Consider the following 13,740-nt stretch of genomic DNA (forward strand, 5'->3'; position numbering starts at 1 on the left):
ATTTTGAGCGGCGCAGGATGGGATTAATTGGCGGTTCCGACAATGAAAGAGATCAGCCATTTTGCATTCTTAAAATATCGAGGAGCTAGCCGCATAGGTTCGCTAAGCATTCTATGCATCCATTCGAGATGAAGTATTTGTATCCATTTCGGGGCGCGTGATGTTTTGCCGGACAAGAAATCCAGGGACGCCCCGATGCACAGAACTATCATTGAATGCTGTGAGGTGTCCTTTATCATGCTTGCGAGTATTTCTTGGCGAGGGCTTCCAACAGCAAGAAAAAGAATGCTAGGAGCGGACTTTTCGATAAAGTCTAGGCACTTCTGGGTTTCGCAAAAGTTCTCAATGAATCCCATCGGAGGGCTGTAATGAGAGAGATGGGAAAGAGTGTATCTAGCTCTAATGTTTTCGCAGTCTCTATCGCTTGGGCCAATGAAGCAAACTTTGCACTGCTTGACCCAATGCTCATTCAAAAGCCTTTCGGTCAAATCGCTTCCAGGAACTACGTTAATTATTCTTTTTCCTTTTAGCCTGGCTGCAATGCGAAAAACCCTGCTATCGCATAGGGTGAAGGAGGCCCGCTGATAAGCTCGTTTGAATGCTCCGTTATCAGCAAGGGTAAGGCGCTGCAGGTGGTCGATGTTTGGCGTTACTACAATCTCTGTGCCCGTAGAGTTTGCTAGGGATGTTTTGAGTCTGTGGAGAAGCTCGTCGATACCTATGTCATTGATGTTGACGCCGCAAATAGAAATTACCTGGCTCATTTTAATATGCTGCTTGAGATTCGTTGATGGCGAGAGCTTTATGGTTTTTTGTTCGAGTGGAATACTTTGCGGACCAGAGGGACATCAGAAGTGCAAATAATACTATGGGCAAATTGAATGTTTGTAGTGGAAAAGAGAATATGAGTGGGTAGATAAAGAAGATGGACGCAGCCCTGCCTTTTCCAAATTTAATTATATTCCGGTACGTAGATAGGGCGAGGAGGAGCAGCAGTGGCGCGAAAAGGCCTACGCCCCCCGTTAGTGCGTACTGTAACGGCATGCTTTCTAATCGCACGTTCCATGCACCAAGCTCCCGGGCATCCCTAAAGCCCTCGCCAGTTATATTGAGTACATGATTTAAACCAAGTTGATAATTAAGTATGTGTTCAGAAATAGATCCGGTGTCGTCGGTAAAGGCTTGCTCTAATATCCATTGATAAATAGGGTTTGAAAATATTGCTGCGCTAATTAATGCGATTGGTAAAAGCAGTAGAAGATAAAGCTTCGTATGTCGTAAAAGTAATGCATAACTAGCCCATAGCATTGCTAGTAGAATGGCGCTCCTTGATAGAGACAGCGCGATGATGGTAAGCAGGATGGCGTAGATTATTTTGTCTTTGCACTCAAGCAGGTACAGTGTGATGGCTAGAATTAAAGCGGTGAATGCAGATGCTAGCGGATTAAATAGTAGGCCGTACATTCGATGAATGCGGCCGTCCATTAGGAGACCGCCGAAATCATTATCTTTCCTATAGAAAATTGCCGCAACTTCGTCCCAGAGGAGAAGGTGGATTATCAATGACAATACTAGATAGAAAAGCAAAATCGCTCTTGTCTTTTTAAATGTTGTTTCGTTTGGCGGAAGGAGTCGTTTGGTCGAAAAATAAAGGATAAAAACGACAAATGAGATAGCAGAAAAAAGCTGATAAATAAACTCTTGAGGAAGACTTCGGTTATTGGTTGCGAATGTGATTATGGTGAATAGAAGAAGCCAGGATGAAAGCGCAAGGGGAATGAGTGTGCTGCGTTTAATCTTTGTTGTGGTGGATAGTGCTTTAAATGCGAGGAGTATTAAGAATATCGGTGTTAGAGGGGCGTCTATTTCTAGGAGGTTTACTAGGGCTGCCTGTGTTATCGATAGTGCAAGTATGGAGAATAACAGTGTGTCAATAGATGCACCCTGAAGGTTTTTATTTTTCATGGTGAAGTCATTTTTACGCGATAGTCGATGTAAAATTCCGGAAATTTTTCGGACAATGTTTGATGGATCTTTTTAAGGTGGGAGTTTTCAGTTGATAGTTGTTCTATCAGGTGATGGTTCATCGTAAAACTCCTGATATGGAACAATGGGGCCGAGTATATTACGGTGTTGCTCCACATTCCAACGATGGAGTGATAAGGGCGTGTGGCGATAAGGTTTTCTGCAGGGAATTTTGTTTCCAGTATTTCAATGCCTGCTGCGCGGATTGCATCTCGTTTTAGTCTTGTTGTTCTCGGGTGTGCCTTGAGTTTTACGGGGCCGGGCAGCGTATCGCTCGCTGTCTTGTAGAGGCGAACTTCCTGTTCAAGAGTTGCGATTCCATCCTCAAATAGAGTTTGGCCAATGATCAGGCTTTCTGAGTCGTCGACAATGGCCTCTTCGGTTATTGAAAAGTTCTTACGAATTTCAGTTGCGTATTCAAGGAGGGCGATAAGTTTCTTGCTTTTCCAGCGCTGGGTAATTTTTTCTGGGAAGAAGCAATAGTAGGATGATGTTTTATTCTCAAGTTTCGAATTTCTTCTACGGTAGAGATCCGACTTTATTAATAAAGTGGCGAGAATGTTTTTTATGAGAAGGAGGGGCTTTTTATGGTTTATGAAGTTAAATTCGAAATAGTCGCAGATGCCGTCTTCTACTCGAATGACTTCTCGCTTGCTTAATGCTTTTGGTAAGCTTTTTATTATTTTTCGTGTGATCGGGCTGTAAAAATTAAAGTAGTATACTTTTCTGGTTTGGCTCTGATTGAGATACTTGCACGAGTTTTCTATGCGTTCGAATTCTAAGTGCATATTTCGAATGAAGCGGAATATGCCCAGCTTCTTAATGCTTTCGAAGCGAGTATTTTCGTGTTGAAAAATTGCTAATGTCGGGTGTTTTAATATGCCGAGTATTTGCTCTAGTGATGAGCTGGAAATTTCTTCCACAATAATACTCGGATTTTTAATTTCTTCCCGCTCGATAATGGCGTTAGCTAGCGCTGCGTGCCAAGGGCTACCAATTATGAATAGACTCATTTAAGTCTCTTCTTTGACGCTATGATAAAAATTGTTGCGGATGAAGTTACTATGAATAGTTCAGAAAGAAAAGTCGTATAGGCTGCTGCAATAATCCCGATTTTAGGGAGGTAGAGGATATTTCCTGTGATGTTTATGGCAGCCCCAATCAGCGTCAAAAAAAAGAAAGTACGTCCCTTGCCATAGATGTGTAGTGCATTGGGGTAAAGCAAGCCGAAAGAGAGCGCGACACAGGTCGCAACGAAAATGTTGGTAAGCTCAAGTGCCTGTGTTGAAAGATAGCGGCTTCCCAAGAAGATAGATATTAGCCCTGATTTCGTAAGGAAAATAATGGCGAAAATTGGCAGAAGCACTGCCCCGAATGATGTAGATAGCTTTAGGACCTTTTTACGAAGTGCGGCTGAGTTTTCAGTGTTGCAAAGACTTGGATAGAGACTATTAATCACTACGCCACGAAAAGCGATAAAGGTAATATATAAGGTTGAAATCGCAGAGTAGATTCCGACCTGGTGGCTGCCGAGGATATGTTCTATTAATAATATGTCTGCATTAAAGTATGCCTTTGCCAGAAGCGATCCGGAAACCAAGTATATTACATTTGCTGATGGTGGTTTGATTCTTGGTTTGAAGTGTTTGCGATTGCTATGCGGGATGCATGTGATTGTTATAGTAAGGGTAAGAAGAGCTAGTGCGATTCCCTTTAGTGCTGTTAGAGATTCGGGGTTGAGAAGTTTAGTGTTAGAGGTAAGTGTGAGCAACGTCACCGTGGCGATAAGTATCCCCAGGTGTGTAGTGTTCGGAATAGATGCTAGTAATTGTTTTCCAATTGCACGCAAATACCAATCTTTGCTCATGCTGTAAGCAATGACACACGCGGCCAAAGAGAGAGCTTCTCCGATGCTTAGCAGGTTAGTTATACCCAGGATTCCTAAGCAGGCAGCGCTGAGGAACAGTCCAAGCGTACGATTGCTGAGAATGTTCTGTAGCTCAGAGTTGAAGAGTTCTTTATTTCCTTTGGCTTTTATGAGCGATCTGATTCCCTCTTGATTGCTGCCGAATTCAATAAAGACGATGAAGTAAAGAAGTACTGCCTGAAGGTAGTTCCATCGTCCAAATGAATCGATATCTAATTGGCGGGCAAGTAGCAATGAAAGTGAAAGTCCGAGCGCTCTTGCAGTAAGTTCGCTAATAATAGTTTTGGATATTTCTCTCTTATGCATGGCTATCTAAGCTTCGGCTATAGACCGAGCTGAGTGAGGGCAGCTTCTGCGCGTGGAATGTCTTCTGGAGTGTCCACTGCTACCGAGTCACTCGACATTTCAATCATCGTTACATCGAAGCCTAGCTCAACGAATCGCAAGATCTCGATATCTTCGATTTCTTCTAGCGGAGTTTTTGTAGACGCCGAGGAAAAGGCAGCCAAAGCCGCTCTTGGAAACGCATAGGCACAGACTTGTCGCGAAGCGACGGTGAAGGCGCCTTTCTTGTTAGTCGGAATAGGAGCTCTCGACATGTACAGGAGGTTTCCATCAGGCCGCATCACCACTTTGGGAATGTTCGGACTACGGAAGTGGGTTTCATCCGAAATCTTGCAGTACCCATTGATTATTTTCTGTGGGTTATCCTGAGAAGCTTCTATGATTTTACGTATATCTACCGGGTTGAACGCTGGCTCGTCGCCTTGAACGTTTATGAATATATCCGCGTCAATTAGATTTGCACACTCTGCGACTCGGTCCGTACCTGTTAAACAATCCTTCGATGTCATTAGGTACTGTATTCCTTCGCTTTCGCAAAGCTTCCTTATTAAATCGTCGTCGGTAGCAACATAAATCATCGAGGCCGGGGCCGCTTTCAAGCACTGGCGGTAGGTCCTGACTATCATTGGAATTCCGCGTAACTCAATTAGCGGCTTTCCGGGAAGGCGGGAGGACTCATAGCGAGCGGGGATTATGATTGCAATTTTTTTCATGGAGAAATCTCTTGAGCTAGTTCCTGTAGGTTGGAGATGACTCTGAGGCCTTGCATTGCGTACTTTTCACCAAGTTCTGGGGTGTTGGAGTAGTTTCTACAGAATATAAAATCTATGTCGTTGTCACGAGCGGCCTGATAGTCACCAGATGAATCGCCGATTATGCATAGAGTGGATGCTTCCAAGTTATTAGTTTCAATGATCTTCGCAATATTGGTGGACTTGGCCGTTGGTGAGCCCAGGACGTCTTTGAAATGCCGGCGAAGGTTACGGCTGGAAAAAACACCGCGAAGCTCTTCCTGATCACTGCCTGATACTACCCAGCAATTATCAGGGGATAGCAAGGTTAATAATTCGATAGCGCCAGTGCAAATTTCACAGGTTTGGTATTCCTCTCTGCAGGCTCTTGCATACTTTTCGAGAATCGCCTGTTGCTCTCCGTCTGCGGGAGGGCGTCCAAGGAAAACCTCGAAGAATAACTTTACGTGCATGTACCGTGATTTACCAAAGTTACTCGTAAAATATTCGATGAAATCTTTGGCAGCTGTCTCGGGATAGGAGGAAATCGCTGTGCGCATTGCCGAAACTTTGAACTTGTTACTGTCGAGCAATACCCCGTCGCAGTCGAATATGAAATTTTTATATAGCATATATCGAGCCAGCATTGATGTTGTAGCTTGTTGGTGTTAGACAGGTGATTGACAGCTTGTTCTTAAAGTGGTCAAAGGTCTCCTGAGAGTCCTTCCCTCTATTGTCTGGCGGGGCGTAACCATCAAATCCTACTAAGCTTACGCTTTCGGCGCCTCCAACCTCGCATATTGAAAGTGCGTAGCTAAGTGTAAGTTCTAAAGGAATAGTGCAGTGCGAGTTACCAGATTCCCAGTTGTCGCCGATTTGTATTTCGTAGTTAATTTTTGGGCTGATCGAGTTTTCCTCGAAGCGGGAGCGCGGTGCTATAAGCTTTTGCTCAATCTCTTTGTATTTCTTGTTGTCTGTTAGGAATTTTGCGTTATGTATGGCGGTATAGTAGTTGATTAGTTTTTCAGGAATGGTTTCGTTGACGTTTATCGAGATGACAATGGGCGCTCGCTCGCAGATGTAATCACAAATTGCACTTGCGTATTTTTTAGTGCTTGCGCCGGGCCCGATAAGAAGGACTTCTTTGCGCAAGAGCAATCCGCGGATATCATCCCCGGGTAGAACTTTAGTAGAGTAAGCACGCTTTCCAGAGTTGAGCGCCATCTCGAGGTTTTCGCCATCGTAATTGGAGCTTTCAACTGTGCTGAGATAGCTTATGGCCGCTGAACGCTCGTCAGGTCCAAATCGTGTGTCGCTGCAGAGTTGCTGAATGTAGGTCGGGTGTATGTTGGCAGTTGCGCCAATGTGATAGAGCAGATTACTTCCCCAGCCATATTCACGCTGCATAGGCTCGAAATTCCTGAGGACCAGTTCGTACAACTCTTGCGGCCTATAATTTGCGTTGTATTTCTCGCAGAGCTCTAGTAGCAATACCTCGGTTTTGGTATTTCCCGCTCCTCGCCCCATGCCTGTAATGGTCGAATCGAGATAGCTGACTCCCAACTCTACTGCCTCAAGCGTATTTGAAAGGGCGCGAGACATATTGTCATGAGCGTGGAGTCCTAAGTCGCCTTCCCATACTTCACGCAGTGATCGAATAATCCGATGTTGATCCTCGGTTCGCATGTTTCCGAAGGAGTCTGCGAAATACAACACGTCTACTGTATTAGAGTCTTTTATTTTTCTTGCTGTTTTTATTATTAGCTGCTCAGCCTTGCCAACGGTTTGCATCAAGTTTAGGCCGACAAAATATCCCAGCTTTTTGAGCTCCCGACAAATTACGATGGCTGCCTCAACTTCATGATAGTGCGCGGCCACTCGTACGAAAGAGAGACGGCTATCAGCCTTCTTTACGAAAAGCCGATTGACACTGCTGATAATGTCTGGTGGTGAGGAAATTAAGGTTTTGGCGTCAACCATGACTCCATAGGCGGGGCCTTCGGGCAGATCGAGCTGATTGATGTATCGCTCAGTTGTGAATGCGCTAGCTCCTTTGAACGACTTTCCGGGGAAGTTCCTTAGGCCTAGTTCAATTAGGTCGATTTTTGCTGCGGCTACTGCTTTGAGATAATTTGAGACTAATACCTCTGGGAAGTCCCAGTTGTTGTAATAGCCGCCATCTCTAAGTGTGCAGTCCAATATTTTTAATTTTCTCAAAAATATATTCCATTATGTTTTAGATGGCGCTGTGCGCTCATATCTTTTGACAGGGGGCTGCGATCGGCAGGTATAGGGGGCAGCTAGCCCTGTCGTATGCCTGAAAATGCGTCTATTGGCATTAGGCACGCTACCGCCCCAGGATTATCGGTCAATTTCCTGAGAACGCAGGTTTTTGGCAGTGTAATGAGTCTTGAGTTATTTCTAGTCGTGCGCTTTGATGAAAAAAGGGGCGCGTGCAGCAGTTGAATTTTCTTGAACTCTTTCTTCCACCTCTGCTAGGTGGTTTTCTGCATTGACATACATGCAGGTACGAATATTTTTGACTTTACGAGTTAGTGAGTTTTATCTGAAGAACTTCACTTCTTTGTGGTTTCTTGGTCCTTTTTGAGTTGGAGTCGCGAGACTGGCTCGTAAGTTCGAAGCTCAATCTTTTGCACTTGAGTAAGCGGAACGCTGACTACAACTTCTCTTTGAAGTAGCGAGAGCAAAAGCAATACCCGCCCGTCACTATTCTTCTCAAGGAAGATGGCTTCTATCTGTTGCAGGCTGGTGTCGTTAAGAACAACTCGGTCACCAGCAATGAGTGCAGGCAGGACGTTTGTGTGCGGGCTCTGTAGTTTTGTAACAATTGCTTCTGGCACAGGTGTAGGGCGCCCTCCAAAGCTCACGATCTGATTCACACCGCGGGTCGAACGGATGGGCATCCAATTGTCATCCACCCGATCCAGGTGAATGAACAAGTAGCCGGGGAAGAGAGGCTCACTGAGTTGCTGCAGTTTTCCCTTTTGCAGTCGCTCGATCTGGTGAGTGGGTAGCAGGCACGGGTACCCCTGGCGCTCCAGATGCTCCAGCGCGCGCATGTCCTGGCGCGGCTTGCACTGGATCAGGTACCACTGTTTTCCGGTTGCGTCCGGCATGTTTCCCTCTCTGCAGGTCAATTGCACCTGCTGCATTTCTGGATTCCCGCCTACGCGGGAACGACGAATCCATAGATGGAGGCCTTCCGTGGCCTCTTTCCGGGGTCAGGCTTTGTCCGATTTGTATTCGTAGTGGTAGTAGCCGTAGCCGCCGTACCCGTAGTAGGCCGAGGCTCGTTTTTCCACGCCGTTGAAGATCGCGCCTTTTAGTTCGATGCCGTTCTGCGCGAAGCGGCGGATGGTCAGGTCGATTTCCCGTGCCGGGTTCAGGCCGAAGCGGGTGACGATCAGGTTCGTGCCCGACTGGCGGCCGACGATGGCGGCATCGGTCACGGCCAGCAGCGGCGGGGTATCGAGTATCACCAGGTCGAACTGCTTGCTCGCTTCTTCGAGGAAGGCGGTGAAGTTGGGGTGCATCAGCAGTTCCGACGGGTTCGGCGGAATCTGGCCGCGCGGAATGAAGTGGAAGCCTTCGATATCGGTGGTACGCACTGCAGTAGCAAAGTCGCAGCGCTTCACCAGTAGGTCGGACAGGCCGTTCTCTTCACCGCTGTTCAGCACCTTGTGCAGGTAGCCCTTGCGCATGTCGACATCGACCAGCAGGACGCGCTGGCCTGTCTGGGCGATGACCGCAGCCAGGTTGGAGGACACGAAGGTCTTGCCCACCGCCGGGCTCGGACCGGAAATCATCAGGCGGTTGTTGCCGGCTTCCAGCATGGCGAAGTGCAGGCTGGTGCGCAGGCTGCGCAGGGACTCGATGGCCAGGTCGGTCGAGTGGCTGATGGCGAGCAGCGGCGCGGCCTTGGCGGCACGGCCACGGCCCTTGTCGCGTTTATCTTCCTCGGCTTTCTGCAGGACGCTGTACGGAATGGATGCGTAGACCGGCAGGCCCAGTTGTTCGATGGCGTCCGGAGTCTCGATACCGCGGTTAAGGGCTTTGCGCAGCAGCACCAGGCCGATCGCGAAGAACAGGCCGAGCAGGGTGGCGACCAGTACTACGAGCGGCTTTTTCGGCTTGACCGGCTTGGTGGTGTCCACGTCGGCCGTGTCGATGATGCGCACGTTGCCCACAGCGCCGGCGCGCATGACGTCGAGTTCCTGGGCCTTGTTCAGCAGTTGGGTGTAGATGGCCGTGCTGACCTGTACGTCGCGGGTCAGGCCCAGCAGTTCCTGCTGGGTCGCCGGCAGGCCTTCGACCTTGCGCGACAGGCCATTCTGCTTGCTGGTCAGTTCGCCGATCTGCTTCTGCAGTGCCTGGTAGGCCGGGTGCTGGCGGGTAAACTTGCGGTCCATCTCTGCCTGCTGCAGCTTCAGCTCGGAGATGTTGGTGTCCAGGGCTACGATCTGGTCGAGCAGGGCCTTGGTTTCCAGGCTGATGTCCGCGGATTTGGCGCGAGTCTGATAGCTGCTAAGCGCGTCCTCGGCCTTCTCCAAATCACGGCGCACGTCAGGCAGTTGGCCACGCAGGAACTCCAGGCTGGACGCCGCTTCGGCGGAGGCGCGTTCGACGTTCTGGCGAACGTAGAGCTTGCTGATCTCGTCCAGCACCTGCAGCGCGCGATCGGGCTCGTCGTTTTCCAGCGACAGGCTGATGATCCCGGATTCCTTGCCGGTTTCGCTGACGTTGAGGTTGTCCTGGTAGTCGAGGATGGTGGTCAGGCGGCGTTCACGGACAACGTTGAAATGCGTGCCCGGGTTGGCCTGCAGTTTCTCGACCTGGAGCTTCACGCCATTTTGGTCGTAGGCCTGGCCGACCTTGCCTTCGACGAGCACGTTGTCGTCATCGTCGAGCAGGGTGAAGCCGCCGTTCTCCCCGGCAATGAGCGTGAGGTCTTTCTCGAGCAGGACCTCGGGAACCTCCAACTGGAAGATCTTCAGCTCTTCGCCGCCCCAGCCAAAACGGCTCAGGCCGAACAACGGCGCTGCGACTTCGGTTGTCGTTTCGGGTTGGAAGTGACGTGCGATAAAGCCGCCGACCAGCGGGAAGCGCGACGGCTTCACCACGATATTCAACTTGAGGTTATCCACAGCCTTGCCGATCACCGCACGCGAGGTCAGCAGCTGGATCTCGGTGATGGCTTCCGACTGGGCACCCAGCAGGTCACCCATATCCGACAAGCCCGGAATGGTCGGCTTCTTCGGCTCCACCTGAACGATGGCATCGGAGCGATAGATGGGCGGTGCCAGCAGCGCATAAGCCACGCCAACGGCCATGAAGCCGGCAGTGATCCCGGCGATCAGCCATTTGTGATCGATCAGGGTGCCGAGCAGACCGAGCAGGTCGATCTCGTCATCGTCGTGGTCTTGCATGGCTATCGCGGGTTGCTGCTGCATGGCTTGCACTGCTTCTTCTTCTATCGGTGTCGGTGAGGCTTAGCGGGTCGGGCGGATGCGTTTGGCCCAGGCGTCGACGCCCTCGGTGATCAGGGCGTAGGCGTGCTCGAAGGCGGCCGTGCTCTGCCGGTAGGGGTCGGGGATTTCGCGGTCGTCCTGCCACTTGCCGAGCAGGAAAGTCTTGCCGCGCGCTTCGGGGGCAATCTGGGTGACGCCCTGCAGGTGGCGTTTCTCCATGACCAGGACCAGGTCGGAGTCGCGCAGCAGGCTGGAAGTCAGTTGACGGGCGCGGTGGTCGTGCGGCGTCTCGCCATGCCGCTCGAGGGCGGCCAGCGCGTTGCTTTCGATGGGCTTGTCGACCAGGGCACCGAGGCCGGCGGAGCTGACCTGGATGTCGCTGCCAGCAAGGCGCTGGCGCAGCAGATGTTCGGCGGTGGGGCTGCGGCAGATGTTGCCGACGCAGACGACCAATATCCGTTTGAACACAACGACTTCCTTGTTTCGTACAGAGGCGTATGTAAGAAGCCGGCGATTTTGTAAGTCGATTCCTTCAGAGTCAAGGCCGATAGTCGCAATGTGACACTATTAAGGCGGGCTTAAACCAACGCTTTTTTGACAAGTCACCGCGCAAATTGCGGCCTTGATCACAGCCGATCAGGTCCATTGACCGGCTGTCGGGACGTTTGAACTATTTTTCAGCGCTGCTGCCTTCCTGCTCCGGCCGCTCCAACGCCACCTGCCTGATCGACAGGCGAATCTCCGCCGGCAGCACGCGCTTGGCGGCGCCTTCGACGATCTCGCCGAGCTTCTCGTGGTAGCTCAGCTTGCCCTCTTCGTCCTTGCGCAGCACGCCCTGGTCGAGCATCGCCTGGATGAAGTTTCGGAACAGGGTCTTGTCGAAGAACTCCGGGGCGTTGAGGCCGTGGAGGATCGACAGGCGCTGGGCCATCACCGTGCTCAGGTTTTCCAGTTCCTCGGCGCTCAGTTGCTTCTGCCCGGCGTTGAGCAGCAGGGCGATCGCCATGTAGAAGCGCTGCAGGGTCTGCGTGATAGCGCGGGCGAGCAGGGTCAGCAGCACGTATTCGCGTGAGCTGGGGGCCGGGCGCACGTAGGCGTCGCCTTCCTGGCGCAGCAGGCCTTGGCCTACCAGCGCGGCGAGCCACTCGTCCACCACGGCGTCCAGCTGATCCAGGTCCCAGCGGATGAAGAGTTCCTGCTGCAGGTACGGATAGAGCGCGCGGGTGTAGGTGAGCAGTTGCTCGCGGCTGATCCGCGATTTGCTCTGGAAGAAGCTGGCGATCAGCGCCGGCAGGGCGAACACGTGCAGGACGTTGTTGCGGTAGTAGGTCATCAGCACCGCGTTCTGCTCGTCGAGGTAGAGGATGCGGCCGAGCGCGTCCTTCTGTTCGGCGAGCAAGTTCATGCTCTTCACGTATTCGATCAGGTCCTGGCCATTGCCGTCGGGCAGGGTGGCGCTGGGCGAGTAGGGCACCTTGCGCAGCAGGGCCAGGTAGAGGTCGAGCACGCGGGCCAGGGCGTTCGCGTCCAGGGCCAGGCGGCTGGTCGAGAGCAGCGCCAGGGCGACCAGGTTGACCGGGTTGATCGCCGCCGCGTCGTTGAGGTGACGGGCGACTTCGCGGGCCAACTGGTTGGTCGTTTCCGACAACCAGGCCGGGCGGTACTCCGGGCCGAGCTCCTGTTTCTTCCAGCCCGGCTCCTGGCGCTCCAGGAAGGCGTCCAGGTGGATGGGTTCGCCGAAGTTCACCCACACCTGGCCGAAGCGCTGACGCAGGGCGCCGATCACCTTGAAGATGTCGAAGATGGATTCCTTCTTCTTCGCCGCGCCGCGCAGTTCGCCCAGGTAGGTGCGGCCTTCGAGCACGCGCTCGTAGCCGACGTAGACCGGCACGAAGACGATCGGCCGGCGCGAGTCGCGCAGGAAGCTGCGCAGGGTGATGGCGAGCATGCCGGTGCGCGGGTGGAGCATGCGCCCGGTGCGTGAGCGACCGCCTTCGACGAAGTACTCGGTGGGGAAGCCGCGGGTGAACAGCGTGTGCAGGTATTCGTTGAACACTGCGGTGTAGAGCTGGTTGCCCTTGAAGCTGCGACGCATGAAGAAGGCGCCGCCGCGACGCAGGATGGAGCCGACCACGGGCATGTTGAGGTTGATGCCGGCGGCGATGTGCGGCGGCGTCAGGCCGTTGCGGAACAGCAGGTAGGACAGCAGCAGGTAGTCGATGTGGCTGCGGTGGCAGGGCACGTAGACGATCTCGTTGCCCTGGGCGACGTCCTGCACGCGCTCGATGTGGTTGACCCGCACGCCCTCGTAGAGCTTGTTCCAGAACCAGGTCAGGGTGACTTCGAGGAAGCGGATCACCGGGTAGGAAACGTCGGCCGCGATCTCGTTGGCGTAGCGCAGCGCCGAGGCTTCGGCCTTCTCCTGGGAGATCTTCTGGGCGTCCATCTCCTCCTGGATGGCCTGGCGCACCAGCGGTGCGCGCAGCAGGCCCTTGACCAGTGTGCGGCGGTGGGAGAGGTCCGGGCCGATCACCGCGGTCTTCTGGTTGCGGAAGTGCACGCGCAGGATGCGCTGGACCATGCGCTGGGTGCGCTCCTGGCCCTTGCCCTGTTCGACCAGCTCGCGCAGGTGGATGGGCGCGGAGAACTGCACGCGGGTCTTGCGTCCGAGGATGAGGATGCGCGCGAGCTTGCGCAGGCGTCCGGTCACTGCCCAGTTGTCGGCGAACAGCAGTTTCCAGGCGCTCTTCTCGCTGTCCGGCGACTGCCCCCAGAACACGCTCACGGGCACGATCTGAGCATCGTCGACGCCGTTCTGCTCCAGTGCGGCCAAGGTGCGCACCAGCGCCGGCGGAGCGCCGCGCTTGTCCTGGCGACCGAACCAGTCGGGCTCGCGGGTGAGGTAGAAGAAGGCTGCCGGCTCGACGCTGCCGCCGATCGCCACCGGCATCACCGGGCGCGGCAGGCCGGCCTTGCGGCATTCGTTGTCGATGACCGCGAGGTCGCTCACCGACGGCTGCGGGAGGGCATAGAGCACCGGCTTGTTGCGGTCGATCTTCAGGCTCAGCGAGGACTGATTGATGGTTTCCGAGCGGACCCAGAGGTACAGCAGGCGGCGCAGGGCACCAAAGCCGAAGCGACGGAACGGATAGCGGGGCATACGGACTCTTGAGGCAGTTGAAAGAGGCCAGGGGCAAACCAAGCGGACGCTAGTGTGCCGCAA

The 13,740-nt window shown here is 52.7% G+C and carries 11 protein-coding genes; all 11 read right to left on the reverse strand.

The annotated features are described in order from the left end of the window. Nucleotides 1-23: 23 nt before the first annotated feature. Complete coding sequence (locus PKB_RS28965; protein ID WP_084166579.1) at nucleotides 24-764, reverse strand: WecB/TagA/CpsF family glycosyltransferase; 741 nt, start codon at nucleotides 762-764, stop codon at nucleotides 24-26. Between the two features lies 1 nt (nucleotide 765). Next, nucleotides 766-1,965, reverse strand: a complete 1,200-nt coding sequence (locus PKB_RS29530; RefSeq protein WP_156957994.1) for a hypothetical protein — start codon at nucleotides 1,963-1,965, stop codon at nucleotides 766-768. Further along, nucleotides 1,962-3,038 carry an alpha-2,8-polysialyltransferase family protein gene (locus PKB_RS29535; RefSeq protein WP_156957995.1) on the reverse strand — a complete coding sequence of 359 codons (1,077 nt, stop codon included), beginning with the start codon at nucleotides 3,036-3,038 and terminating at the stop codon, nucleotides 1,962-1,964. Before PKB_RS29535 ends, PKB_RS29530 begins: the two co-directional genes overlap by 4 nt. Beyond that, nucleotides 3,035-4,258: an oligosaccharide flippase family protein gene (locus PKB_RS28970; RefSeq protein WP_084166580.1), complete on the reverse strand. Its 1,224-nt coding sequence runs from the start codon at nucleotides 4,256-4,258 to the stop codon at nucleotides 3,035-3,037. Before PKB_RS28970 ends, PKB_RS29535 begins: the two co-directional genes overlap by 4 nt. Nucleotides 4,259-4,275: 17 nt before the next feature. Continuing rightward, the gene (locus tag PKB_RS28715) at nucleotides 4,276-5,010 is read right to left on the reverse strand and encodes a 3-deoxy-manno-octulosonate cytidylyltransferase (RefSeq protein ID WP_052355193.1); all 735 of its coding nucleotides are present in this window, start codon (nucleotides 5,008-5,010) and stop codon (nucleotides 4,276-4,278) included. Continuing rightward, nucleotides 5,007-5,675 (reverse strand): HAD hydrolase-like protein, encoded by a 669-nt coding sequence (locus PKB_RS28975; protein ID WP_084166581.1) that lies wholly within the window; start codon nucleotides 5,673-5,675, stop codon nucleotides 5,007-5,009. The genes PKB_RS28715 and PKB_RS28975 overlap by 4 nt, the downstream gene beginning before the upstream one ends. Then, nucleotides 5,650-7,245 (reverse strand): aldolase catalytic domain-containing protein, encoded by a 1,596-nt coding sequence (locus tag PKB_RS28980; protein ID WP_043249847.1) that lies wholly within the window; start codon nucleotides 7,243-7,245, stop codon nucleotides 5,650-5,652. The genes PKB_RS28975 and PKB_RS28980 overlap by 26 nt, the downstream gene beginning before the upstream one ends. A 359-nt stretch (nucleotides 7,246-7,604) precedes the next feature. Continuing rightward, nucleotides 7,605-8,201, reverse strand: a complete 597-nt coding sequence (gene rfaH / locus PKB_RS05900; protein WP_242411211.1) for a transcription/translation regulatory transformer protein RfaH — start codon at nucleotides 8,199-8,201, stop codon at nucleotides 7,605-7,607. Between the two features lie 69 nt (nucleotides 8,202-8,270). Next, nucleotides 8,271-10,499 (reverse strand): polysaccharide biosynthesis tyrosine autokinase, encoded by a 2,229-nt coding sequence (locus PKB_RS05905; RefSeq protein WP_043249852.1) that lies wholly within the window; start codon nucleotides 10,497-10,499, stop codon nucleotides 8,271-8,273. A 39-nt stretch (nucleotides 10,500-10,538) separates the two neighbouring features. Continuing rightward, nucleotides 10,539-10,985, reverse strand: a complete 447-nt coding sequence (locus PKB_RS05910) for a low molecular weight protein-tyrosine-phosphatase (RefSeq protein ID WP_043249854.1) — start codon at nucleotides 10,983-10,985, stop codon at nucleotides 10,539-10,541. 202 nt (nucleotides 10,986-11,187) lie between these two features. Then, nucleotides 11,188-13,677, reverse strand: a complete 2,490-nt coding sequence (gene plsB, locus PKB_RS05915; RefSeq protein ID WP_043249857.1) for a glycerol-3-phosphate 1-O-acyltransferase PlsB — start codon at nucleotides 13,675-13,677, stop codon at nucleotides 11,188-11,190. Between the last annotated feature and the right edge of the window lie 63 nt (nucleotides 13,678-13,740).

The sequence above is a fragment of the Pseudomonas knackmussii B13 genome (genome assembly GCF_000689415.1).
GTDB lineage: Bacteria > Pseudomonadota > Gammaproteobacteria > Pseudomonadales > Pseudomonadaceae > Pseudomonas > Pseudomonas knackmussii.